Annotated in this window: 24 protein-coding genes; 15 read left to right on the top strand and 9 right to left on the bottom strand. The window is 59.8% G+C overall.

All coding sequences use genetic code 11. The features are described from left to right. Positions 1-13 precede the first annotated feature (13 nt). From BM036_RS06875 to mtgA, 7 genes are all read left to right on the top strand, one after another. Positions 14-1,066: an ABC transporter ATP-binding protein gene (locus BM036_RS06875; protein WP_091850189.1), complete on the top strand. Its 1,053-nt coding sequence runs from the start codon at positions 14-16 to the stop codon at positions 1,064-1,066. Positions 1,067-1,086: 20 nt separating this feature from the next. Next, positions 1,087-2,013, top strand: coding sequence for an ABC transporter permease (locus BM036_RS06870; protein ID WP_218144787.1), 927 nt, complete (start codon positions 1,087-1,089; stop codon positions 2,011-2,013). After that, positions 2,003-2,821 carry an ABC transporter permease gene (locus BM036_RS06865; RefSeq protein ID WP_091849841.1) on the top strand — a complete coding sequence of 273 codons (819 nt, stop codon included), beginning with the start codon at positions 2,003-2,005 and terminating at the stop codon, positions 2,819-2,821. The genes BM036_RS06870 and BM036_RS06865 overlap by 11 nt, the downstream gene beginning before the upstream one ends. A 30-nt stretch (positions 2,822-2,851) precedes the next feature. Further along, positions 2,852-4,315 carry a gamma-aminobutyraldehyde dehydrogenase gene (locus tag BM036_RS06860; protein WP_218144786.1) on the top strand — a complete coding sequence of 488 codons (1,464 nt, stop codon included), beginning with the start codon at positions 2,852-2,854 and terminating at the stop codon, positions 4,313-4,315. Positions 4,316-4,410: 95 nt separating this feature from the next. Then, positions 4,411-5,208 (top strand): thioesterase family protein, encoded by a 798-nt coding sequence (locus BM036_RS06855; protein WP_091849839.1) that lies wholly within the window; start codon positions 4,411-4,413, stop codon positions 5,206-5,208. Between the two features lie 127 nt (positions 5,209-5,335). Then, positions 5,336-6,196, top strand: a complete 861-nt coding sequence (locus BM036_RS06850; protein WP_143066576.1) for a DUF2059 domain-containing protein — start codon at positions 5,336-5,338, stop codon at positions 6,194-6,196. Then, positions 6,193-6,879: a monofunctional biosynthetic peptidoglycan transglycosylase gene (mtgA, locus tag BM036_RS06845; protein ID WP_091849835.1), complete on the top strand. Its 687-nt coding sequence runs from the start codon at positions 6,193-6,195 to the stop codon at positions 6,877-6,879. Before BM036_RS06850 ends, mtgA begins: the two co-directional genes overlap by 4 nt. Here the strand turns inward: mtgA and BM036_RS06840 are convergent. From BM036_RS06840 to BM036_RS20070, 3 genes are all read right to left on the bottom strand, one after another. Next, complete coding sequence (locus BM036_RS06840; protein ID WP_091849833.1) at positions 6,873-7,364, bottom strand: MgtC/SapB family protein; 492 nt, start codon at positions 7,362-7,364, stop codon at positions 6,873-6,875. The genes mtgA and BM036_RS06840 overlap by 7 nt on opposite strands. Before the next feature lie 199 nt (positions 7,365-7,563). Beyond that, complete coding sequence (locus tag BM036_RS06835; protein WP_091849831.1) at positions 7,564-8,142, bottom strand: outer membrane beta-barrel protein; 579 nt, start codon at positions 8,140-8,142, stop codon at positions 7,564-7,566. 179 nt (positions 8,143-8,321) lie between these two features. After that, positions 8,322-8,492 carry a hypothetical protein gene (locus tag BM036_RS20070; protein ID WP_177186019.1) on the bottom strand — a complete coding sequence of 57 codons (171 nt, stop codon included), beginning with the start codon at positions 8,490-8,492 and terminating at the stop codon, positions 8,322-8,324. A 233-nt stretch (positions 8,493-8,725) separates the two neighbouring features. Between BM036_RS20070 and alkB the strand changes: the two genes are divergently transcribed. After that, positions 8,726-9,367, top strand: coding sequence for a DNA oxidative demethylase AlkB (alkB, locus tag BM036_RS06830; RefSeq protein WP_091849829.1), 642 nt, complete (start codon positions 8,726-8,728; stop codon positions 9,365-9,367). Here alkB and BM036_RS06825 read toward each other — a convergent pair whose 3' ends face one another. Continuing rightward, on the bottom strand, positions 9,368-9,646 hold the full coding sequence (locus BM036_RS06825; protein WP_091849827.1) for a peptidylprolyl isomerase: 279 nt from the start codon (positions 9,644-9,646) through the stop codon (positions 9,368-9,370). A 146-nt stretch (positions 9,647-9,792) separates the two neighbouring features. Continuing rightward, complete coding sequence (locus BM036_RS06820) at positions 9,793-9,975, bottom strand: hypothetical protein (protein WP_091849825.1); 183 nt, start codon at positions 9,973-9,975, stop codon at positions 9,793-9,795. Between the two features lie 181 nt (positions 9,976-10,156). Between BM036_RS06820 and BM036_RS06815 the strand changes: the two genes are divergently transcribed. Next, entirely contained in the window at positions 10,157-11,047 is an 891-nt protein-coding gene (locus BM036_RS06815; protein ID WP_091849823.1) for a LysR family transcriptional regulator, read from the top strand. Positions 11,048-11,151: 104 nt separating this feature from the next. Beyond that, a complete protein-coding gene (locus BM036_RS06810; RefSeq protein ID WP_245742523.1) occupies positions 11,152-12,015 on the top strand; it encodes an NAD-dependent protein deacetylase in 864 nt (287 codons plus the stop codon). 124 nt (positions 12,016-12,139) lie between these two features. On the opposite strand, the gene BM036_RS06805 is transcribed toward BM036_RS06810, so the two are convergent. Together BM036_RS06805 and BM036_RS06800 are read right to left on the bottom strand one after the other, a co-directional pair. After that, a complete protein-coding gene (locus BM036_RS06805; protein WP_091849819.1) occupies positions 12,140-13,918 on the bottom strand; it encodes a GMC family oxidoreductase N-terminal domain-containing protein in 1,779 nt (592 codons plus the stop codon). Next, the gene (locus tag BM036_RS06800; protein ID WP_091849818.1) at positions 13,918-14,817 is read right to left on the bottom strand and encodes a hypothetical protein; all 900 of its coding nucleotides are present in this window, start codon (positions 14,815-14,817) and stop codon (positions 13,918-13,920) included. The genes BM036_RS06805 and BM036_RS06800 overlap by 1 nt, the downstream gene beginning before the upstream one ends. A 512-nt stretch (positions 14,818-15,329) precedes the next feature. Here BM036_RS06800 and BM036_RS06795 point away from each other — a divergent pair. The 3 genes from BM036_RS06795 (at position 15,330) to BM036_RS06785 (ending at position 18,342) form a co-directional block, all read left to right on the top strand. After that, entirely contained in the window at positions 15,330-15,704 is a 375-nt protein-coding gene (locus tag BM036_RS06795) for a hypothetical protein (protein ID WP_091849816.1), read from the top strand. Positions 15,705-15,936: 232 nt separating this feature from the next. Beyond that, a complete protein-coding gene (gene cfa, locus BM036_RS06790) occupies positions 15,937-17,091 on the top strand; it encodes a cyclopropane fatty acyl phospholipid synthase (protein ID WP_091849814.1) in 1,155 nt (384 codons plus the stop codon). A 144-nt stretch (positions 17,092-17,235) separates the two neighbouring features. Then, the gene (locus BM036_RS06785; protein WP_091849812.1) at positions 17,236-18,342 is read left to right on the top strand and encodes an acyl-CoA dehydrogenase C-terminal domain-containing protein; all 1,107 of its coding nucleotides are present in this window, start codon (positions 17,236-17,238) and stop codon (positions 18,340-18,342) included. A 3-nt stretch (positions 18,343-18,345) separates the two neighbouring features. Here BM036_RS06785 and BM036_RS06780 read toward each other — a convergent pair whose 3' ends face one another. Further along, complete coding sequence (locus BM036_RS06780; RefSeq protein ID WP_091849810.1) at positions 18,346-19,143, bottom strand: undecaprenyl-diphosphate phosphatase; 798 nt, start codon at positions 19,141-19,143, stop codon at positions 18,346-18,348. Between the two features lie 107 nt (positions 19,144-19,250). Here BM036_RS06780 and BM036_RS06775 point away from each other — a divergent pair, with 107 nt between their 5' ends. Then, on the top strand, positions 19,251-19,493 hold the full coding sequence (locus BM036_RS06775; protein WP_091849808.1) for a hypothetical protein: 243 nt from the start codon (positions 19,251-19,253) through the stop codon (positions 19,491-19,493). 133 nt (positions 19,494-19,626) lie between these two features. After that, the gene (locus tag BM036_RS06770) at positions 19,627-19,953 is read left to right on the top strand and encodes a hypothetical protein (protein ID WP_091849806.1); all 327 of its coding nucleotides are present in this window, start codon (positions 19,627-19,629) and stop codon (positions 19,951-19,953) included. Between the two features lie 113 nt (positions 19,954-20,066). Here the strand turns inward: BM036_RS06770 and BM036_RS06765 are convergent, their stop codons facing one another. Next, on the bottom strand, positions 20,067-22,247 hold the full coding sequence (locus tag BM036_RS06765; RefSeq protein WP_091849804.1) for a PhoX family protein: 2,181 nt from the start codon (positions 22,245-22,247) through the stop codon (positions 20,067-20,069). Between the last annotated feature and the right edge of the window lie 142 nt (positions 22,248-22,389).

Below are 22,389 nucleotides of genomic sequence, written 5' to 3'. Positions count from 1 at the left end.
GGTTCGGGAAACCATGTACGACACTGAAGGAAGTCAGGTGAACGAGGCAGCCGGTCAGAAAACCTCAGCCGTTGAACTGGCTGGCATCAGTCGGCACTTCGGCAAGGTCAAAGCGGTCGACAGTGTGGATCTGAGTATCCCCGAAGGTGAATTTTTCGGCATGCTTGGCCCTTCCGGCTCCGGCAAGACCACCTGCCTGAGGCTGATTGCGGGGTTTGAGCAACCGACAGCCGGCCATCTGAAGATCTTCGGCCAAACGGTTGACGGGGTGCCTCCCTATCGCCGTGCGGTTAACACCGTCTTCCAGGATTACGCACTGTTCCCGCATATGAATGTGATTGATAACGTGGCCTATGCCCTGACCGTTCGCGGTGTCGGACGCAAGGAAAGGCATCAACAGGCCATGGAAATGCTGGAGTTGGTGCGACTGGAAGAATTCGCCAGGCGACAACCGGCCCAGTTATCCGGGGGGCAGCGTCAGCGGGTTGCCCTGGCCCGGGCCCTGGTTGGAAAGCCGAGGGTTCTGTTACTGGACGAGCCTTTGGGCGCCCTTGACCTGAAACTTCGGGAGCAGATGCAGGTTGAACTCAAGACACTGCAACGTGAGCTGGGTATCACATTTGTATTTGTCACCCACGATCAGGGCGAGGCCCTCTCCATGAGCGACCGGGTGGCGGTTTTCAGCGAAGGTCGCGTGGTGCAGGTCGGTACTCCGGAAGATATCTATGAGCGGCCCGAGCACCGTTTTGTCGCTGATTTTGTTGGCTCCTCCAATATCCTGGAGCCGGCGTTCTGCCAACGTATAGGTGCTCCGGAGGGCTTGTGGAGCCTGCGGCCTGAGAAGATTCAACTCACGGACCAGTCGGTAACCCGGGAGAACAACGTACTCACGGTGTCCGCCGAGGTCAGCCACATGCAGTATCAGGGAGCGGTGCGTCGCTGCGTGCTCTCCGTTGCCGGACACTCCCTTTCGCTGTCTGTGCCGTCAAATGTTGAAAGCCTCGTCGTCGGGCAAACGGTTTATGCCCGGTGGAACCTCGATGACATGCACAGGATGGTATCGTGATGGCGCAGCGCGGTGTCCTCATGAACCAGCCTGCCGACGGCATCCTCGGACGGGTGTCCGACCTGTTTTTCCGCAAGCCGGGACTGTTGCTGCTGATCCTGTTGGGGCCACCCCTTATCTGGATTGGTGTGGTCTATGTTGGCTCGCTGGTGGCTTTGCTGGTGCAAAGCTTCTACTCGATTGATGAGTTTTCCGGTCGTATTGTCCGGGAGTTTACGCTGAAGACCTATGCCGAACTGCTGCGCCCCTCCAATCTGGATATCGTGCTGCGTACGGTCCTGATGGCCGCCTCAGTAACCGTTGTATCGGCCCTGATTGCTTTCCCTATCGCCTATTACGCGGCCCGGTTTGCCCGGGGCTGGGTCAAGGGGTTGTTTTTTATCGCGGTAATGCTCCCGCTCTGGTCCAGCTACCTGGTCCGGGTGTACGCCTGGAAACTGATTCTGGCCAACGAAGGTGTCCTGAACTGGACGGTGGAGAAAGTGGGCCTGACGCCGCTGGTGGACGCGCTGCTATCGATGCCGGTTATCGGTGGTCCCTCCCTGTCTTTCAGCTATATCGGAACGTTCCTGGTGTTTGTCTACCTCTGGTTGCCGTTCATGATCCTGCCAATCCAGGCCGCCCTGGAAAGGGTCCCGGCTTCAATGCTGGAGGCGTCCGGTGACCTGGGCGCACGTCCTGGTCAAACCTTCCGCAAAGTCATCTTCCCGCTGGCCCTGCCCGGCATCGTGGCCGGCTCAATCTTTACGTTTTCACTGACGCTGGGTGACTACATCGCGCCGCAAATTGTCGGTTCTTCCCGGCTGTTCATCGGCCAGGCGGTCTACATGCATCAAGGCACAGCGGGCAATCTGCCGATGGCCGCGGCGTTTTCAATGGTGCCGATTGTGGTGATGGCGATCTATCTGTGGATTGCGAAAAGGATGGGGGCTTTCAATGCGCTTTAAAAGAACACGGTCCGGTGCTTCGCTGAAGCTGAAAATTGGTGCCGTAGCGGGCCTCTTGTTCCTGCATCTGCCGTTGTTGCTGATATTTCTCTACGCCTTTACCACCGAGGAAAAGAGTTACCAGTTTCCGCCGCCAGACTACACGCTGAAATGGTTTGGCGTGGTCTGGGAGCGGCAGGACATCTGGGACGCCTTTGGGCTTTCCCTCAGAATCGCGCTGATCGCAACGGGTGCGGCCATTGTCCTCGGGACCCTGGCTGCGGCGGCGGTGGCCCGGACCCGTTTCTTTGGCCGGGAAGCCGTATCGCTTCTGATCATCCTGCCCATTGCGTTGCCCGGTGTGGTGACCGGTATTGCGTTGCGGTCCGCGTTCGACATCGCCGACATCCCGTTTTCCTTCTGGACCATAGTGCTGGGGCATGCCACGTTTTGTGTGGTGGTCGTCTATAACAATGCCGTTGCACGGTTAAGGCGCACGTCACCTTCTCTGCTGGAGGCCTCCCTGGACCTGGGGGCCAACGGCTTCCAGACGTTCCGCTATGTCTTACTTCCGAACCTGGCGACCGCCTTGCTGGCGGGCGGGATGCTGGCCTTTGCCCTGTCCTTTGACGAGGTCATCGTTACCACGTTCACCGCGGGGCAACAGACGACCCTGCCCATATGGATGCTCAGTGAGCTCGTTCGTCCCAGGCAGCGACCGGTGACCAATGTGGTGGCCGTATTCGTGGTGATTATCACCTTCCTGCCCATTCTCATGGCTTACTACTTCACCCGCGGTGGCGAGGCCACTGCAGGTCATGGCAAGTAGAAACCGCCAAGGCAATCACGGAGATTTCCCATGTCCCAGACAAGTAATGAAAAAAGTACCCAGGCCCTGTATACCCGGTTGCTGATAGGTGGAGACCTGGTGGCGGGCAGGGGCCCGGAAGAGCCCATTCTGAATCCGCGTACTGCCGAGAAAATTATCGGGCTGTCCGAAGCATCGGACGACCAGGTCAACCAGGCCGTTGCGGCTGCCCGGAGGGCTTTTCCGCGCTGGTCCCGAACCACGCCGGGTGAACGTTCGTTACTGCTGCTGAGGCTGGCGGATCGAATTGAGCAACAGGCCGAGACATTTGCCGGGCTGGAGGCGCTCAACTGCGGTAAACCCTTTCACATTGTTCTGGCGGAGGAGATTCCCGCGGTGGTGGACTGTCTGCGATATTTCGCAGGTGCCGCCAGGTGTCTGCAGGGCAGTGCCGCCGGTGAGTACATGGAGGGACATACTTCCATGGTGCGACGGGACCCGGTGGGCGTCATAGGCTCCATCGCACCGTGGAATTACCCGTTGATGATGGCCGCGTGGAAAATCAGCCCGGCCCTGGCCGCCGGCAATACGGTGGTGATCAAGCCTTCCGAACAGACGCCACTGACCAGTTTGTTGCTGGCGGAAGTCGCAGCCGAGGTCCTGCCCGCGGGGGTTCTTAACGTCATCACTGGCCGCGGAGAAAGTGTGGGCACATCACTGGTCAACCACCCGGACGTCGACATGGTCTCCCTGACCGGCGACATCGCGACGGGCAAGAAGATTCTCACCAGTGCGGCCAAGGGGGTCAAACGGACGCACCTGGAACTGGGTGGCAAGGCACCGGTCATTGTCTACGACGATGCGGACCTGGATGAGGTTGTTGAGGGTATCCGAACGTTTGGCTATTTCAACGCTGGCCAGGATTGCACGGCCGCGTGTCGAATCTATGCCGGGGCGGGTATTCATGACCGATTGGTGGAAAAGCTGGCGGATGCTGTGTCGTCCATACGATACAACCAGAACGATGATGATGAAAACGAAATTCCCCCGCTCATTTCAGAGCGTCAGCGGGACCGGGTGGCCAGCTTTGTGGCACGTGCCGCGGAGCAACCCCACATTGATGTGGCTGTAGGTGGTCGCAAGCCTTCAGGGAGTGGTTTTTACTACGAGCCAACATTGATAACCGGCGCCCTTCAGGAGGATGAGATTGTTCGCCGGGAGGTGTTTGGCCCGGTGGTCTCAGTGACCCGTTTCAGTGATGACGATGACGTTGTTGCATGGGCGAATCAGTCAGAGTACGGGTTATCTTCGTCGGTGTGGACCCGTGACGTCAGCCGGGCCATGGATGTTTCGGCACGCCTGCAGTATGGCTGTACCTGGGTAAATTGCCATTTCATGCTGGTCAATGAGATGCCCCATGGGGGCATGAAGCAGTCCGGTTATGGTAAGGATATGTCTATGTATTCCCTGGAAGATTACACCGTGGTGAGACACGTGATGATCAAGCATGGCTGAGCGCTGGCCAGGTCTCTGAACGGTGGATTTATCGATGAACTCGGGTATTCTCATAGGTTCTGATTCATTCCGAACGCTTAGAGAGTGCTGAGTTTATGTCCGATACATCCCGGGAGGCGGTGTTTGTCCGCGACGGAGATCTGTTCGTACCCTCCGAACTGGGCCGCGGCCCCTGGAGTCCCGATGCGCTCCACGGTGGAGCGCCTGCGGCCCTTTTGGCTGGCTATGCCGAAGAGATGGTCGGTGACCCGGAGATGCTGCTCGCCCGCCTGACCATGGAGCTGGTGCGTCCGGTGCCACTAGCGCCCCTGACAGTCACAGCAACCATGGGTAAGGGGCGCTCGGTGCGACGGGTGGAGCTGACCCTGTCTCACAGCGAGACCGTAGTCGCACGGGCAGTAGCGCTTTTCCTGAAGGGGGAAGACCAGGGTATTGAGCCAAGGCTGGAAGGCCATCCATTGTCGGGGCCGGAGCGTTGCCACGAACCTTTCCTGGTGCCCGGTATGGAGCAGGTCACTTCATTTCACTATACCGCCATGGATATCCGGGTGGCCCATGGGCAGACTGTGGGGCCAGGGCCGGCAGCGGCCTGGTTCCGCCTCAAGTACCCGGTCGTAGCTGGCGAAACCGTTTCGCCGGCCATGAGTGCGGTGGCCGCGGCCGACTTTGGTAACGGCCTGAGCTGGATCCTGCCCATTGAGGAGTTCACCTTCGTGAACACGGACCTGACGGTTTATCTGAATCGCCATCCCCGGAGCGAGTGGGTGGCGCTGGACAGCCGGATGACCGTTGAATCCAATGGTATTGGCCTGGTCCGCTCCGATCTCTATGACGAGCAGGGGTTGATTGGGGTGGCGCAGCAGAACCTGTTCGTTCGGGCGCGTAACCGGTGACCCGCACAGGCGGTCCACACCTTTCCGGACCCTGTCCAAACTGTCACTGAAACTGACGCTTCCGACCTTGTTCCGGCCAGTAGGCCGTGGCATAAACAGGGCTCTGATTCACTGGCGGGGCAAGGTCATGCAGAGATTTGAAGGTTTATACGTGGCGACACGTACGGCAAGGCTATACCGGACCATGTTGGTCATGGTGACCCTGCTTGTCTATGGGATGGGCTCACTGGCCCATGCCTCCTCTTCGGCGGAAACCGTTGTTCGCCTTTCCCCTCTGGGAACCATTGCCGAGCAATCCCGGGGGATGATCAAGGCGGGAATCCGTGATGGCCTGATAGCGACCGGACAAGTAGAGCCACTGGTAGCGGAAACCATCGCCGGGTTCGGCAGCAGTGCATTCGATACCCGTCGCATACGGGCCCGGCTGGTCAACGATCTGAACACGGACCTGAACGACCGACAGTTGCAGACGGTGGAGCGCTGGTACGAGTCGGACCTGGGGCAGCGCCTGTCACTGGCGGAAACGGAAGCCGCTATGCCGCCGGCCTGGGAGGCTATGGCAACGGCAGCGCCTGGCCTGCGCAAGCAGTTTGACGGTACCCGGCGTCAGCAGTTGTTTGACCGCTACGATCAGGCAGTGGGTGCCAGCCAGCGTGCGGTGGAAACGGCCCTGGCGGTCCAGCTTCACCTGGCGGAGGCCCTGGCCGCCCTCAGCGAGGGAGACACCGCGGAGTCTGTGAAGGAGCAGGTTCTGGCGAACCGGCCCATGATCGAGCGCCAGGTCGGCGAGCAGGTCTACCTGGCTTATCTTTACATGTACCAGGCATTCTCTGACCAGGAACTGGCAGAATACGTCGGCTTTCTCGAGTCACCTGAAGGCCGGGCTTTTACCGGGAGTGCCAGTAAATCCATCCATGCCGCTATCATTGAGCCGGTTTCCACGGTGGGGAATCAGTTGGTCAGACTGCTGGGGCCCGGGGGCGAATGACGCTACTGAAAGCCGCGTGTCGGTGGGTGGCCTTGCTGTTTCTGGCGGGGCTCCTGCTGATATCCCTGACACTCCTGCTCTTTCGTTACATTAACCCGCCAACCACGGCATTCATTCTTACCTGGCAGATTGAAAACCGCACCGGCGTTGAGCAGGAATGGGTGCCCCTGGAAGACATTTCTCCCTGGATGCCGCTGGCGGTTATTGCCAGTGAGGATCAGCGGTTTCTGGAGCACTGGGGCCTGGACCTGGATGCGATTGCCACGGCCGTCGACGCATTCCGGGAGGGGGATAGCCTGAGGGGAGCCAGCACGATTACACAGCAGACAGCCAAGAACCTGTTTCTGTGGAGTGGTCGAAGTTATTTCCGTAAAGGCTTGGAGGCCGCCCTGGCACTCGGGCTCGAGGGCTTGTGGAGCAAGCGGCGGATTATGGAAGTTTACCTCAATGTGGCAGAGTTCGGGCCGGGGATCTATGGGGTGGAAGCGGCCAGCCGGGCTCATTTCGGGATCAAGGCCTCACAGTTGACTGCGGAGCAGGCCGCCAGGCTTGCCGCAGTGCTTCCGAACCCTCGTGTCTACAATGCTGCTGCACCATCCGACTATATCTGGCGGCGTGTGTCCTGGATTCGTGCTCAGATGGGACAATTGGGGGGGCGGGACCTGGTCCGGCGGTTTTACTGAGAACGACCTCGACGAGCGCCGGTTGGTTCCTCCCGATCGTTCAGTACTTCTTTCTCGAAATGCCCGAGTACCGCGATCGTAATCAACGCAAAGGCCGACAGCAATGCAGCTAACGACAGGTTACCGATACCACTGGCCACACCGACGGCTCCTGCGATCCAGATGGAGGCACCAGTGGTGATGCCCTGCACGCTGCCCCGGGCCTGGATAATGCATCCGGCGCCCAGAAAACCGATGCCGCCAATCACGCCTTCCACGATGCGAGTCGGATCGATACGGGCCGAAGGGTCGCCGGTCGCGGTGGCGAAGAGTATATGCATACCCACCATGACAAACGCGGCTGCCCCCATGGCGACAAGCATGTGAGAGCGTAGCCCCGCTGGCTTGCCCCTGAGCTCCCGTTCGAGCCCCAGCAGGAACCCGAAGCCGGTAGCCACCGACAAGCGGATCAGCATGTCCATGAAAGGCAGTTCAGATGACTCCATGAACCCCTCCAGGTTGGCGCGCTAAAAACGGCCCGACGTCCGGAGACTGTCGGGCCAGAAGTACCTGAGTCAATCATAGTCGCCCTGCGGAATAGCTGCACGTCGAAAGCCCTGAGGGCGGAGCATGCCTTGGCCGGTGACGCCGCCTCGTGCCGCAGAGAGTCTGCACCTGGCTTCCTGCCAGGTGCCGGATGGTCGGTCAGAATGTGTAACGGAGACCAACGCGAGCGGTGTCAAACTCGGGACCGTCGTTGGTCACCTGGCCGTTGAAGTCATCCTCGTCGATATCCACGTTGTAGCGGTTGTACTCCGCAAATGCAGTGAGTGAATGGGTCATCATGAAGTCGACGCCGGCGCCGACAAACGGACTGACCTCGTCATAGGTCTCGTCTTCATCGAAGGCGCTGACTTCCATGTCCGAGGCGAAGGCACCCACCTTGCCATAGATACCAAAGGCCTCGGTGAGGGGCAGGCGGCCCTTGGCTGACAGTGAGAGGCCCTTGAGGTCAGAGCGCACTTCGTCATCACCGAACTTGCCGAAGTCGATGTAGTCCGCCTCCAGGGCGAAGAAAGGATTAAACTGGTAACCGGCGGATACGCCGTACAGATCGCGGTCATCATCGAACTCGCCGCCGTGGGCCTTGTAACCACCATAGCTACCGCTGATAAAGAAGCCGGAATTATCCCGCTCACCAGCGCCCTGGGCCATGGCAACTGGCGTGGCAACCGCAGCAGCGGTAAAAAGAGTCAAACAGGCAACACTGGACTTGATGCGCATAACACAGACCTCCTGGGTCATCTGTTGAATTCATGCTTCCGTTGCGTGTCGGTGTGCTCGACATCACATTATCCAGCGTAAATGAAAATCGGTAGCATCCAAGTTAAAACCTGAATACGCTTTGGTAATGAGGCTTTAATTTGTAGCCTGTTGAATCTGCGTTACTTTCAGCTCCCTGTTCAGCGGCGGTTCATCAACTCGATGGCATCGCCGATGGCCCGCGCCTCCGCTTCCAGTACGCTGGAAAGCAAGGCGTTCCCCTGACGGCGGGCGACGGTCAGTTGCCGCTGTTTGTTCTCGTGGAGGCGCTGGAGCAGGTCAGCCTGCTGCCTGGCAAGTCCCTGGTTCATGATGGTTCTCCGGTCGAACGTCGGTTTCCTTTACAGAACCCGTATCAACGGGGCCTCAGTGAGAGAAAACAGCATATTCCGCGCCATGACATCAAACATGCGCCAGTGATGGGCAGCTCGCTGTTTTACAGCCGTCTGGATGATCTAAAGAGAGACTGGGGGAGCCACCTGGTACCCTGAAGGCGACGATAAAGGGGGTATACTGACCCTGTGCGTCACAAAGGAGGCAATCGGTGCCGGACCTGTTTTCTGACCTGGACAACAACCCGGAATCCCTGGGCCCGGGTACATGGCTGTTCCGCGGTTATGCCCTGGACGTCGCGGATGAACTGCTGCAGGCCATTGGCCGTGTCGCCGAACAGTCACCGTTCCGGCGCATGAAAACCCCCGGAGGTCGTCAGATGTCGGCGGCGATGACCGGCTGCGGCGCCCGTAACTGGGTCACCGATCGTCAGGGCTATCGGTATAGTGAGCTGGATCCTGAGACAGGGCGCCCCTGGCCGACCATGCCGCCCCTGTTAACCCAGCTGGCAGGGGATGCAGCTGCCAGGGCTGGTTACCCGGGGTTCGAGCCGGATGTCTGTCTGGTTAATTGCTATCAACCGGGCGCCCGAATGGGGCTGCACCAGGATCGGGACGAACAGGATTTTCGCTGGCCTGTGGTGTCGGTATCGCTTGGGCTGCCAGCGGTATTTCTGTGGGGAGAATTGCGTCGTAGGGGTTCGCCGGCGAGGCTTCTCCTCGAACACGGGGATGTGCTGGTATGGGGTGGGGAAGACCGCCTCCGATACCATGGTATTGCGCCGGTCGCACATGGCCGGTGTGAGGCCACCGGCCATGTGCGTTACAACCTGACTTTCCGCAGGGCGTGTTAATCAGTTGCGGCTGGTCACTTCCAGCAGATGGTAGCCAAACTGTGTTTTAACCGGGCCGATGACAGTGTTCAGGTCGCTGTTGAAAACCGCCTTGTCAAACTCCGGTACCATCTGGCCAGGGCCGAAGGATCCAAGGTCACCGCCGTTGCGGCCTGACGGGCAACGGGAGTGCTCCCTGGCAACATCCGCAAAGTCCTGACCGTTCTCGATGGCCTGTTTGAGTTCTTCGCACTTCGCTTCTGTTTCTACCAGAATGTGGCGAGCTGTAGCCTGGGTCATGTTCAGTATCCCTGTTCCGTGAATGAGTCCGGAATGCTGCCTTTCCGGAACCCGTCTGGCAAGTCTTTTTGATGCCTGTCAGGGGAGTTCCTGGTGCTTCCTGCATCCCGATTCCCAATCACCACGCCCTGGCAGGCCCGGCACTGTCAGCCAGCCGCAGGGCGGTTCGGGCGAATGTGCAGGGCGATCCAGTGCTGGGCATGGCGGATCCAGCGGGCCACCGCCTTTGCAGTATTCCTGGCAGCCATCCGGGTATAGGCCCGGCGAAGCTCGACGGCATTGTGCAGTACGGTGGAGGGGACGGGATTAACTCTGGCTCGATCTTGCATACGTCTTACCTCCTGGTTGCATGGGTGTATTGCCTGATCGGGGCTGTGCCGCGGAGAAGGTAGTTTCCTGTCCGTCAGCACATGACTATTGTCTGGTTTCTTATGCGCAGTTTAAATACGTTAAACTGCATAGTCCCGTTGCAGATATGCAGTAACAAAAATCAATGACAGGACACCATCGATGGACTGGGATTACCTGAGATATGTACACGCCCTCGCCAATGGCGGGACCCTGGCCAGGGCCGGTGAGTTGCTCGGCGTGCATCAGACTACGGTGCTGAGACGACTCGATCAGATGGAGTCTGACCTGGCGACCCGGTTGTTTGAACGAAACCGTGATGGCCTGGCCCTGACTCCGGCCGGTGAACTGGCCTATCGGGAAGCTGAGCGACTGGCGGTGGATGTGGAAAACCTGGAGCGCCGGCTGGCAGGGCAGCAGACGGATCCGGAAGGACGGGTGCGGCTGGCTACGACAGACAGCCTGCTCAATGGGCTACTGGCACCGCTTCTGGGCGAGTTGATAGCGGCCTACCCGGGCCTGGATATCGAGGCAATCACCTGCACCGACGTGGCAGGGCTGACATTGAGGGACGCTGACCTGGTGCTGCGTCCTACCAACCAGCCCCAGGAAACCCTGGTCGGACACCGGGTCGGCAGTATCGAGTCGGCTATCTATGGCAGCCCTGCCTATGTAGAAAGGCACCCCTTCGATGAATCTGACCTGCCAGGCGATCACGTATGGGTAATACCGGATGAAAGCTTTGTTCACCTGGCTACCGGGCGCTGGTACCGCCGTAACCTTCGTCGCGCCGGTTCGACGCTCAGATGCAACAGCCTCTATGGTATGTTCAGCCTGATTCGCAATGGTGGGGGGCTTGGTGTTTTGCCCTGCTACCTGGGAGATCCGGCACCGGAACTGACCCGCCTGTCGGACCCACTGGAAGGCGAGAGCATCGACCTGTGGCTGCTGGCGCACCAGGACCTTCGCAAGATGGCCCGGGTCAGGGTGGCCATGGACTTCCTGGCACAACGCCTCCGTGACCGGCAACGGCAGCTTGAAGGCCAACCCTGACGGGTAACCACTGATTGCCGGGGTGGTACCAACAAACTTTTGCCAGCGCCGACAGACAGGATAGAAGCATGACAGCCCTGCGTCCCTCCAACCGATCCGTACCCATGCCCCGCACCGGGCCAGAGCCCGTGCCTGTGCAGCCGGAACAGGCAGCCGCAGCTCTCGCCGACTTCATCCGGAACCATCCCCGGCTGATGGTTCTGACGGGTGCAGGGATCAGTACAGATTCCGGTATTCCGGATTACCGGGATGCCTCGGGTGCCTGGAAACGCCGGCAACCGGTGCAGCACCAGGCCTTCCTGGCGGATGAGGGGTTGCGACGTCGGTACTGGGGGCGCAGCCTGTTGGGTTGGCCGGTTATGCGAAACGCGACGCCCAACCGCGCCCACGGGTACCTGGCTGAACTGGAGGCCAGGGGACACGTCAGTCTGTTGGTCACCCAGAATGTCGATCGCCTGCACCAGCGTGCCGGGAGTCGCCAGGTGGTGGACCTGCATGGTCGGGCAGACCAGGTCGTGTGCATGGAATGTGGTTATCGCTGCGACCGGGACCAGGTACATGGCTGGTGTACCGATCTGAACCCGGGCTTTCTCCGGTTTCGTGCGAGTGCCGCGCCGGATGGTGATGCTGACCTGGAAGTGGACTTCAGCGGTTTTCGGGTGGCGGACTGTCCCGACTGTCATGGAGTTCTGAAACCGGATGTGGTCTTTTTCGGCGACTATGTGCCGCGGGAACGGGTCAGCCGTGCCCTGGAGTGCCTGCGTTCAGCAGATGGGCTGCTGGTTGTGGGCTCGTCCCTGATGGTCTACTCCGGTCTTCGTTTCTGCCGTTATGGGCGGGACTGGGGAAAACCAATGGCTGCCCTTAACCTGGGGCGAACCCGGGCCGACGATATGCTGGACCTGCGCCTTAATGCGCGGATTACCGAAACCCTGGAGCTTTGCCTCGAGCAGCTGGGCCCACCCTGAAAACACAAAAAAGGCCCGGCAGAAACTGCCGGGCCAAGACGACACTCTGCAAGCAGAGTGTTACCCCCAACGATTGCCGGATTCCCTTCCGGCCTGAGCGACTGGTCCCTGGTCGCTGTGTTCCTCAAATCCCCCGATTGATAACTGCCTGGGTTACCACATCATCGATGGAGCAGATCGGGCTTTCCCGGTCGACCCATGCGTCGCCGCCGAAGTACTGCTGGAAGATCTTCTCGGCAGTCCGGGTAGCCAGTGCCTGGGTGCTCAGGGTTGGGTTCGGGCCGCCCAGGGAGTTGGGCAGGGCCGAGTTATCGGCTATGAACAGACCCTGCACCGCCCGCGCCTCGCAGTTCTCATCCAGCACGGAGTTGCGGGCGCTGTCACCCATGCGCATGGAGGACTGCAGGTGCAGCAGTACAGGTGCCCAGTCGCTGCGAATAATCTTCCTGGCACCGGCAGCCCGCAGGATTTCCGCTGCCCGGGTGGCCAGGTAGTCCCGGTTGCGCTGGGTACGACGTGAGCGACGGCGCTTGTTGATATCCACCCTTGCTACAGGGCCGTGGTCGTCCCGGAATACACGGGAAACGTCTACCTTGTTCTGGTATTCCACGTCGTCGTCGGTCAGCACCAGGATACTCATCTGGCGGTTGATGTCCGACATCACCTCCTTGAGTTCGGTGCCATAGACGCGACCGGAATCGCCGTCCCACGCTCCCTGGCCGCCAATACCGTTGGTGTAGGCGCCACGGATACCACTATCGCTGTTGGTCAGGTTGTTGGCCTGTACCCCTGGTGTATTGGCCGTGTTCTGGATGGCTCCGTAGCCCGGGAAGTCTGCCCGGGACGAGCAGGAGGTGCCCCTGGCGCCGCCGACGTCATGGTCGAAAATGCCGGTCACCCAGTCCAGGGCATGGTCAGTCAGGCCCCGTCCAACCCAGCCATTGGGGTCTGGCAGGTCGCTGTTCATCCACAGTCTTGGATTTTCGATGCAACCGCCGGCCATGACCACGACCCGGGCATCTTCCGAATGAATCTCACCGGTGTTGACGTCTCGCCATTCAACGCCCGTTGCCTTCTGCAACCGACGGCCCCACTGGCGGTCGGAAAGAATGCGGGTGACGTAGGCGTCGCTGATCAGGGTGATCGCCTTGCCGCCGGGCTTCCACAGATCCGCCGTCAGTGCCATGGGCATGTAACTGTTGTCGGTGGAGCGGCGGGCCTTGAGGTTACGTGGAGCTCCCTTGGGCAGCATGCAGCCCTGGAAACAGTGGCCGCACAGAGTACAGCCGCTGGCGTCGGGGTAGTTCAGCTGGGACGGGTCGCTGGTGCGTCCGGCGTTGCCGCCCGGCTGCAGGATCGCGTTCTCCTGGGGGCGGAAGCCGGCATGGGTGATGTCCTTGCCAGTGATCGGACTCAGCCCGGCTGCCTCGGCGGCCTGGAAGAAGGCTTGTTCCTTGGTGCCCATGGCTGCTGTCTGTACTGGCAGGGTTGCTTCCGTCCACTCGTAGTAGCGACGCATTTCGCCGTAACTGAACGGGAATTTGTGACGGGAGTCGTACATGCCGTGATCACGGCCGCGGTAGCCCGCAAACACGCCCGGCATGGCCCGGGGGCTGTTGCCGTAATAGTGCAATGTAGTGCCACCAACACCGGAAACCTGGGAGAAACTTCCGGGGGTGACCAGCTCACGGAACCAGGCTGGCTTGGCAGGATCAGAAGGGCCGAACCGCAGTTTGCCGGTGAGGGAGCTGTTCATGTGGTTTTCAAGGGCAGACCATTGCTGCTCCGGCCTGGCGTGGCGGGCACCCGCTTCGAGTACCAGGACGTCCAGGCCCCGCTCGGCCAGTTCCTTTGCTACTACAGGGCCACCGCCACCGGCGCCAATAATGATTACATCACGCATCAGACACTCCTCCGTCCCTGGTAATAACCAATAAAGTCATCGCTGCCGATGCCGCTGGGAGGCGCATCAGGCGCGTACTGGCTGAGTACCCAGCCTAACGGGCGCTGTGCCACTTCGCGGGTCTCGGGGTTGAATACGGCGAACTCGCAGTAACTGCCGAAGCCTGCAATACGCAAGATGAAGGCAACCATGGAAGACAGAACGCCCGGTGTCGCTTCCCGGTAATCCCGGTCAGGGATGTTCCAGGTGATAGCGCGTTTGAGCCAGGAGGATTCACTTTCCAGCTCTTCAAACACCCTGCACTTCTGCTCCCAGCCCAGGTTGGCGAACGGTGACGGGAACGGACCGTCGATGCTGCCTGCAACCCGGGTGGCTGCCAGGTTGACCAGCAGCGCCACCAGCACGGAGTTGGATACTTCGCCTTCCAGGTAGTCGGTAAAGGTGCTATTGAGGTTTTCGAGAAGGTATTCACCGTTCTCACCCACATCTCCGGCGGCCATCTCGGGGATATCCATCGGCTGGATCGCCAGGTAGGTGGCAATCGAAGCCAGCATCTGGCCCATGTAGGAGGCAGGCATGGGCACCAGCAGGTTCGTGCCCCCGGCCAGGTAAAGGTCGGCGCGGGTGGTGATGCCTCCGGGGTAGGGGGTGCTCACTCCCTGGTATTCGGAATAGGGGTCATTGCCGGGAACGCCGAAGGCGATCATGGCGAAGAACGTATCATCCCGTAGTCGGTCAAGGGCAGTGCGAAGCTGCTCTACGGTCCAGTCAACGGGTTCCACGTTCTCCTGTGGATTGTCGCGGCCCCAACGGCCCTTTCCCTTGTCGCGCCCCCAATGGGCGAAAGCCATGCCGGGATTGACGGCAGCGGCAGCGCCGAGCACACCAGAGCCGATCATTAGCTGACGCCTCCCGGAACTGATGGGTGAATTCGTCGATTTGGTTTCGGACACAAGCACCTCCCTCGCGGTTATTCGGGCCCACTGGAGGTGGCTGTGCCGGCCACCGGGCCCTGTTTTTATTGGAGAAACCCTGTTTCTCTTGTGTTGCGGACAAACAACGTTTCTCCGGCGCCGTCGCCGCACTGGCCATGTTCGTCAGCGAGGTAACGGCTTGGGAAATGTTAATGGCTGTTTAAGACAAAACCAGCAAATGTCTCGAAAAATAAGACACGTCTAACACTAATTATTTGCAGTTGAGACCCAGTTTGCATTTGACGGGTCGGGGCGGACAGTGAGGGAACCCGGCTGTCCGGAGGTGGGTTGGTATACGGAACCGGCCGGCACATAGGGCCTTTACAGAAATTTTACGGCATGGGGAACATAGGTTTACATCGGCAGCGGTACGGTGGGGCATGGCTGTAACGGCCAGGCAGTGCAAGCAAGACCTGACCACGAAAAGGAGATCAACCATGAGAAACCTGCTGATTGCTTTGTTGACTATTGGCCTGTTAGGTTCAGCGCCGCTGGCCCTGGCAGACCCGGACCGGAACGAATCCGGCTTCGTCAAGGCCCACGAACGCCATGACGGCTACCTGACCAAGCGAGTATACCGGGACCATCCGGGTCACCGGGGTCGGGGACACGATAAACACCACCATAAAAAAGGGCCGAAGTGGCATCATCGGGATCGTCATCACAGGCATAGCTATCGCGACCACAAGCGCCACTACCGTGACGATTACCCGAGGCACCGGCGTTCCTACCATGACCATGACCATGACCGTCGTGGTTCCTTCTTTGGCATCGCCGATGGGGACCGGGGTGTGCTGATCTGGAAAAACTGACCTTCCTCGCACCGGACCTTCGCCCTGGATAACGGTCAGGCCCAGCAGTCGGTGTAACCTTCTCCGGGCCTGGCCGCCTGGAGGGGCCACCCGAGCGTGATAGAAATTATCTTCCTTTCTGATTGATTGCCTCTAATTTAGAAAATCTGCCAAACCGGTCTATATTTATACAGATAGACAGGTCGACCGTTCTGTCGCAATGGTGCGAGCGGATTTGAGGAGGCAGAATCTCATGGAACTGGCAAAACAGTCTGGCAAAACGTCGCTGCCCGGGCGGACCTCTCTCCAGGACTACCTTCGCGATCTGCTGGCTGAGGCGGATATCCAGGTTGGTGGTGACAGGCCCTGGGACATGCAGGTGAACAACCCCGGCGTGGCCGAGCGCATCTTTACAGAAGGCAGTCTCGGGCTTGGCGAAGGTTACATGGACGGGGACTGGGAGGCCCAGGCCCTTGATGAGTTCATCCACCGGGTATTGCGGGCCCGGTTGCACCGGCAGGTCCGGCCCGCCCGGGTATTACTCCATTACCTGAAATCGCGGCTGCTCAATCGCCAGACCGTGTCCCGCGCGAAGGAGGTGGGCGAACGGCACTACGATCTGGGTAATGATTTCTACCGTGCCATGCTGGATTCCCGCATGACTTATACCTGTGGCTATTGGAAAGACGCCGATACCCTGGAGCAGGCCCAGCAGGCAAAGCTTGACCTGATCTGCCGCAAGCTGCAGCTGGAACCTGGCATGCGGGTGCTGGATATTGGTTGTGGTTGGGGCAGTTTCATGTCCTGGGCAGCGGAACATTATGGCGTGGAGTGTGTAGGGGTTACCATCTCCCGGGAGCAGGCGGACCTGGCCCGGCAGATGTACCCGGACCTGCCCCTGGAGTTCCGGTTGCAGGATTACCGGGATGTGGACGAGACTTTTGACCGTATCGTCAGTATTGGCATGTTCGAGCATGTGGGTAACAAGAATTACCGCACCTATATGGAAGTGGCGCACCGGTGCCTGAAAGAGGGTGGCCTGTTCCTGCTTCACACCATCGGAAAGAACGAGCGGGCGCCCCAGTCAGACCCCTGGATGGACAGGTATATTTTTCCTAACGGGGAACTGCCTTCTGTCGGGCAGATTGGTGATGCGGTGGATAATCTTTTCGTTGTCGAAGACCTTCATAATTTCGGTTCCGACTACGACCGTACCCTGATGGCGTGGTATCGAAACTTCGAAAAGGCCTGGCCTCGTTTTGCCGAAGACCTGGGGGAACGCTTTTTCCGCATGTGGCGCTTTTACCTTCTGTCCTGTGCCGGTGCCTTCCGCGCCCGGGACCTGCAGCTCTGGCAGTGGGTCCTTTCCAAGGGCAACCCCGAGGGGGTCTATGCACGGGTCACCTGACCTGAATTTGCGCTGCTCTATGGAACTGATTGCCGCCCTGTGCGAGTCTGTCCCGCTATTCCGGGAACCTCGTGTTACCAGCCCACGTCGGCAGGGCATGCACAGGCTTCCCGTCCGTGTTTCAGTTTCCAGGGAGTATGACAGATGGTGGCCAGCCCCGTGGCATCCCGCGAGTTCCTGTTTCAGTTGTTCGATGTACTGGATGTCGGTGCCCTGTTGGCGCGCTCCCGCTACCAGGAGCATTCCGGAAACTCGCTGAGAGCTGTGGTGGAAACCTTCAGCCGACTTGCTGAAGGCCGCAGCAGCGCTGGTGACGGGCAGGCTGAGGCACTGGCAGAGGGATCGGTGGGTGTGGTGCCGGAAGTCGTTCTTACCCTGGGTAATGGGCTTTACCAGGCCGATGGCCAGGCAAGCCGCCTGTTCAGAACCCGCTCGGAAGATCTCCTGGCGGTACCCATGTCGGTCATTCTTTCTGCCTGGCAACTGTTTCGTCAAACGCTGGCCGGCGCCGAACGGTCGGAACTGGATGCTGTCGACTCGGTAGACCTCCGTGGTCGGCTGCTGAGCGCCAAGACCCGGTGTGAAGCAGGGTTGGCAATGGTGCTCTACGGGGCTTCGCTGGCCGAGGATGTCCAGAGTCACCCCGATCCGGGGCACCGGGAAACCAGTGAGCGGCTGCTGGCGTTTCTGGAGCCTGTGCTGGCCTGGTGGCCCGGACAGGCAGCCTGGCAGGCCGCCGTATCGCTCGGGGAGGTACCAGCCCGGATACCCGACCCGGTAACCGGCAGCCATTTCGCCCGGGAATTCCTGGGGCAGCGTGTCTGGAGCCATCAGAGCCACGGCTTGCAGCTTTTCCTGCAGACCCTGCAGAAAGACCTTGAAGCGGCGGTTACACAGGACACCCGCCAGTGGGCCCTGTCACTGAGCGAAACGCTGCAACGGGCGGTAAAGGTAACACAGGTACTGGGCAAGGAATTACAGGCTGGTTCGCGGCAGCGGGTGCTAGCCAATGCTGGCCGGTACCTTCATCTGTTTGGTGAGATAGTGGCAGGCTGGATGTGGCTTCGCCTTGCCAACGCCGCAACACTGCGACTTCCGGGGGCCGAACCGGAGGACGAAGCTTTCCTGAGGGGTAAACTGCAAGCGGCCCGTTACTTCTTCCACTGGAGTCTGCCTGAGGTCGCCCAGGACCTGGTGCTGCTGCAGAACCAGGACACAACCTGTCTCGACATGAGGTCGGCCTGGTTCTGAAGCTCAGGCAAAGACGCCGATGAGGATCACGCCCAGTATGATGCGGTAGGCCACGAACGGCATCATGCCGATGCGTTTGATGAATGCCAGGAAGTAGTGGATGCACAGGTAGGCCGATATGCCAGACAGGGCGATGCCGGCGGCCATGGCCCCCCACTGGATGGGCTCCGGGGTTTCCAGCAGTGACCTGATCTGCAGGCCACTGGCCAGCACGATGACCGGGATCGACAGCAGGAATGAAAAACGGGAAGCGGCTTCCCGGTTCATCCCCATGAACAGTGCAGCGGTAATGGTAATGCCGGACCGCGACGTGCCCGGGAACAGCGCCAGCGCCTGGGCACAGCCGATGACCAGCACGTCTTTCCAGTTGATCTGTGCTTCGGTGCGGTCGCCCCGGTGGCGCAGGTCGGCCCAGGCCAGCACTATGCCGAACACAATCAGGCCGGCGGCAAGGTACAGGGGGGATCTCAGAACGGTTTCAATCGTGTCCTTGAAGGCGAGTCCTGCGAGGCCCACTGGAATGGTGCCGAACAGTACCGCCCAGGCGACCCGGGCATCTTCATCTGGCTGGCGGTTTTGCAGGGAACGGAGCCAGCTGCCGGTCATGGCGGCCAGGTCGCGGTGGAAATAGAGTACCACTGCCAGCAGACTGCCAAGGTGCAGGGCTACGTCAAAGGCCAGGCCCTGATCCTCCCACTCAGTCAGTACCGGCACCAGGATCAGGTGAGCGGAGGAGGATACCGGCAGAAATTCGGATATTCCCTGTACCAGGGATAGGATGACGATCTGAAGCCAGTCCATGGTGGATCCTGTGGGCGAAGAGTTTGGGTGGTAGTCTGTCGAAAGCCGGCTATTCTAAACAAAAAGCGATAACAACGAACAGTGAACAGAAGGAGACAGGCAAGGACATGGCCAATCCGAGACCGGTACTCGAAACGTCCCTCCGTGCAAAAATCACCCACTATATGCTTCAGCAGCAAATCATCGAGCTGGTTTACCGGGACTCGTCCGGGCAGGTGCAGGTCGTACATTCACGTATAAGGGACCTGTTCACCCGCCCGGGTGGAGACTTCGTGGCCCTGGACAAGGGTGTGCTGCTGGCGGTCGATCATATCCTGATTATCGATGGCCATAACCTGAACGGTTATTGATTACAGGTAATAATGAGGCAATGCAAAATATACATGTCCTGCCCTAGTATCGGTGGTGATCACACGGTGACTTGAATCACGTTCTGGAATGGAGTCGTGACGCCGTGTTCTCACCAACCAAAAGGGATGACCAATGAAAAAGCTGACGCTGAGTTTCTTCACACTGATGTTGCTTCTGGGACTGGCGGGTTGCAGCGATGACAGCGACGAGGGCGCCGACCTGGACCAGGCGGCCGAGAATGTCGAAGAGATGGCGGAAGATGCAGCCAGTGCTACCGAAGAGACCTTCGAGGATGCAACCGGCACGCAGGAAGGGCCGATAGAGGGCGCCGCAGAGTCTGCTTCTGATACCGCTGATGAAGTGGGTGAGGAAATGCAGGAAGCCGGCGAAGAGATCGATGAGTCCATGGATGAGGCCGGTGAGGAAATGGAAGAAGGTGCAGACGAAATGGTCCAGTAAAACGACCCTGTATCTCTGACTATTGAAAAGGCAGGCACCGGGAGGCGCCTGCCTTTTCCGTTATTCGGATCGGGGATAGCCTGGATGACCACCCCCGATCCTGGCTTGCTCCGTCAAACGGCGATTTCGCCACCGTCTTCGCGGGTGATCACGACAGTGGCTGATCTGGGCCGGCTACCTGCCGCCCCTACCTCGGTCGCGTCCCGCGAGGCTGCCGGCCAGGTGCTGACATCCGTATTGAACAGCTCGGCCGAGCCACCCTCGCCGGGGTGCTGGACATTGACGAACAGTGTTTTTGCATCCGGTGTCAGTGAAATCCCGGTGATCTCACACCCCCGGGGCCCTACGAAGAAGCGCTTGAGCTGGACATCGGTTGCGCTTTGCCCGATCCAGGATTCGACGGTGGACGTCACACCATCGTTGTCCGTCGTCATGACAGTCTTGCGTTCGCCATCGCGCACCGAACCGGGAATGGCCACCAGCATCTGGTTGTTGGTCACATCCGTCAGCGCACCATCATCCGTCTGGATCCAGATAACGCCCCGGTGGTCGATATAGAGGCCGTCCGGGCTAGAGAACTGATTGTCCACTGTCAGGCCAGACAGGTTGTAATCGGTATCACGGTCTGCCGCAGAACCGAACAGGAAGATATCCCACTCGAAGGTCGCTGCGGTGTTGTCGTCACTGGCCTCTTTCCAGCGAATGATATGGCCATTTGAGTTAACGGCGCGGGGGTTGGCCGGATCGGTTTCGTCAGCGGGGCGATTGCTCTGGTTGCCGTTGGTCAGGGTCAGGTACACCTCGCGGTTGATGGGGTGTACGGCGGCCCACTCCGGCCGGTCCATCTTCGTGGCACCCACGTGGTCTGCAGCAAGGCGGGTGGCCACCATGACATCACCCTGGTTACGGAACGGGTAGAGGGGGTTGTTCTCGTCAAGGCCGTTGACACCGTAGCTCAGTTCTTTCCATTCGCCAGTGCCGTCCTCACTGAATACGGCGACGTAGAGTTTGCCGTCGTCCAGGTACTTGTCCCCTGCCGCCAGTCCGAGGGTGGCATCGGCCGGGTCCCAGTTGGCGGTCGAAACATACTTGTAGACGTACTCGCCCCGGGAGTCGTCGCCCGAGTAGAACACCAGGGGCTTGCCTTCAACAGCTGGCGCCGCCCAGACGCCTTCATGGGAAAAACGGCCGAACGCGGTACGCACACGGGGTTTCTGCGCAGGACGGAACGGGTCTATTTCAGTGGCGAAGCCGTGAAGGTTGGCCTCGTTGCGGTAATCGTCCAGCGGAGAGGCCGCGGTGGCGGTCACGTCAAAGCGGGCATAGACATCGTTGCTGCTTGCCGTATCCCACTCGCGATAATTCCATCCCGGACCGATCACGTTGCCATTCAGGCCAATGGCGTAGCGGCTTGCCAGGGTATTCTCGGCGTCACTGCGGTTCGCGGTGTCATCAGTGCGGGTAAAGTAGGCGTACCAGTTCTCCTCAGCAGCAATGTAAGTGCCCCAGGGAGTGTAGCCGTTGGCGCAGTTATTCATGGTACCCCAGCGTTTGATGCCCTGGGGGGAGCTCTTGGTGCGCAGCAGGTCCGAGCCCGCTGCGGGCCCCTTGACGTCCATCTCGGTGAAGATGGTGACCCGGCGGTTGTACTGGGAGTCGCGAACCACTTCCCAGCGGCCATCGACCTTGCGGACTTCAATGCAGGAGACGCCATGGCCATTCATCTCACGGTCCACTTCAATCAGCGGACGGCTGCCGCCATTGTCGGCCGCGCTGGTGACCCCGTTCTCGTGCAGCGTCGCGTCTTCAAGGTTTTCGTGGTTGACGCACAGAATGCCCCGGTCCGAGCGATTCGGGTCGTAACGGCCGTCGTCGGAGATTCCGAAGAACCACATGCCATCGTGCTCATCGCCTGAACGACGGTCAAAGTCCACATCCGTGCCGTTATTGAGGTATTCGGACAGGCCCGCTTCGATCGGGTCGCCCTTGGCATAGAGCACTTCGGCACGGTAGCCCTGAGGCACGATGACACGGTCCTCCAGGGAGGTGGGAACAGAGTCAAAGCCCAGACTTTCGGGGGTTATCGTGGCGGTGCTGGTTTCTCCGGATGCCGCTGTGCCTGATGAGGAACCACCACTACCACAGGCAGACAGCCCCAGCGCGCTGACAACGCCCAGCGTCGCGGCGGACGCGGAGCCTTTCAGCAGGGTCCGTCGGGAAAGCCTGGCGGAAACAATGGTCTCGAAGGCGGGGTTCTGGCTTTTATTACTGTCTTCAACGGGATGATGTCCCATAGTGCGCTCCTTGGTCTCTCTTTACTGCCAGCGCTGCCCGGAAGGGGGAAGGCTGGCAGGCATCGGGTGTCTTGGGTCAGGCAAAGCTTGGCGTGACTTGGTGACAGTTCGTTGACCGGCGCGTTACAGGAAGATAAAAGCA

Source organism: Marinobacter segnicrescens, assembly GCF_900111555.1.
In the GTDB taxonomy this organism is placed as follows: domain Bacteria; phylum Pseudomonadota; class Gammaproteobacteria; order Pseudomonadales; family Oleiphilaceae; genus Marinobacter; species Marinobacter segnicrescens.
Note: the sequence above shows the minus strand (reverse complement) of the source record. Positions and strands in the feature narration are given on the sequence as shown.

Excerpts from the sequence above, each read along its gene's own strand:
- BM036_RS06875 (WP_091850189.1), top strand. The coding sequence starts at position 14 with ATGTACGACACTGAAGGAAGTCAGGTGAACGAGGCAGCCGGTCAGAAA.
- BM036_RS06870 (WP_218144787.1), top strand. The coding sequence starts at position 1,087 with ATGAACCAGCCTGCCGACGGCATCCTCGGACGGGTGTCCGACCTGTTT.
- BM036_RS06865 (WP_091849841.1), top strand. The coding sequence starts at position 2,003 with ATGCGCTTTAAAAGAACACGGTCCGGTGCTTCGCTGAAGCTGAAAATT.
- BM036_RS06860 (WP_218144786.1), top strand. The coding sequence starts at position 2,852 with ATGTCCCAGACAAGTAATGAAAAAAGTACCCAGGCCCTGTATACCCGG.
- BM036_RS06855 (WP_091849839.1), top strand. The coding sequence starts at position 4,411 with ATGTCCGATACATCCCGGGAGGCGGTGTTTGTCCGCGACGGAGATCTG.
- BM036_RS06850 (WP_143066576.1), top strand. The coding sequence starts at position 5,336 with ATGCAGAGATTTGAAGGTTTATACGTGGCGACACGTACGGCAAGGCTA.
- mtgA (WP_091849835.1), top strand. The coding sequence starts at position 6,193 with ATGACGCTACTGAAAGCCGCGTGTCGGTGGGTGGCCTTGCTGTTTCTG.
- BM036_RS06840 (WP_091849833.1), bottom strand. The coding sequence starts at position 7,364 with ATGGAGTCATCTGAACTGCCTTTCATGGACATGCTGATCCGCTTGTCG.
- BM036_RS06835 (WP_091849831.1), bottom strand. The coding sequence starts at position 8,142 with ATGCGCATCAAGTCCAGTGTTGCCTGTTTGACTCTTTTTACCGCTGCT.
- BM036_RS20070 (WP_177186019.1), bottom strand. The coding sequence starts at position 8,492 with ATGAACCAGGGACTTGCCAGGCAGCAGGCTGACCTGCTCCAGCGCCTC.
- BM036_RS06825 (WP_091849827.1), bottom strand. The coding sequence starts at position 9,646 with ATGACCCAGGCTACAGCTCGCCACATTCTGGTAGAAACAGAAGCGAAG.
- BM036_RS06820 (WP_091849825.1), bottom strand. The coding sequence starts at position 9,975 with ATGCAAGATCGAGCCAGAGTTAATCCCGTCCCCTCCACCGTACTGCAC.
- BM036_RS06815 (WP_091849823.1), top strand. The coding sequence starts at position 10,157 with ATGGACTGGGATTACCTGAGATATGTACACGCCCTCGCCAATGGCGGG.
- BM036_RS06810 (WP_245742523.1), top strand. The coding sequence starts at position 11,152 with ATGCCCCGCACCGGGCCAGAGCCCGTGCCTGTGCAGCCGGAACAGGCA.
- BM036_RS06805 (WP_091849819.1), bottom strand. The coding sequence starts at position 13,918 with ATGCGTGATGTAATCATTATTGGCGCCGGTGGCGGTGGCCCTGTAGTA.
- BM036_RS06800 (WP_091849818.1), bottom strand. The coding sequence starts at position 14,817 with ATGATCGGCTCTGGTGTGCTCGGCGCTGCCGCTGCCGTCAATCCCGGC.
- BM036_RS06795 (WP_091849816.1), top strand. The coding sequence starts at position 15,330 with ATGAGAAACCTGCTGATTGCTTTGTTGACTATTGGCCTGTTAGGTTCA.
- cfa (WP_091849814.1), top strand. The coding sequence starts at position 15,937 with ATGGAACTGGCAAAACAGTCTGGCAAAACGTCGCTGCCCGGGCGGACC.
- BM036_RS06785 (WP_091849812.1), top strand. The coding sequence starts at position 17,236 with ATGGTGGCCAGCCCCGTGGCATCCCGCGAGTTCCTGTTTCAGTTGTTC.
- BM036_RS06780 (WP_091849810.1), bottom strand. The coding sequence starts at position 19,143 with ATGGACTGGCTTCAGATCGTCATCCTATCCCTGGTACAGGGAATATCC.
- BM036_RS06775 (WP_091849808.1), top strand. The coding sequence starts at position 19,251 with ATGGCCAATCCGAGACCGGTACTCGAAACGTCCCTCCGTGCAAAAATC.
- BM036_RS06770 (WP_091849806.1), top strand. The coding sequence starts at position 19,627 with ATGAAAAAGCTGACGCTGAGTTTCTTCACACTGATGTTGCTTCTGGGA.
- BM036_RS06765 (WP_091849804.1), bottom strand. The coding sequence starts at position 22,247 with ATGGGACATCATCCCGTTGAAGACAGTAATAAAAGCCAGAACCCCGCC.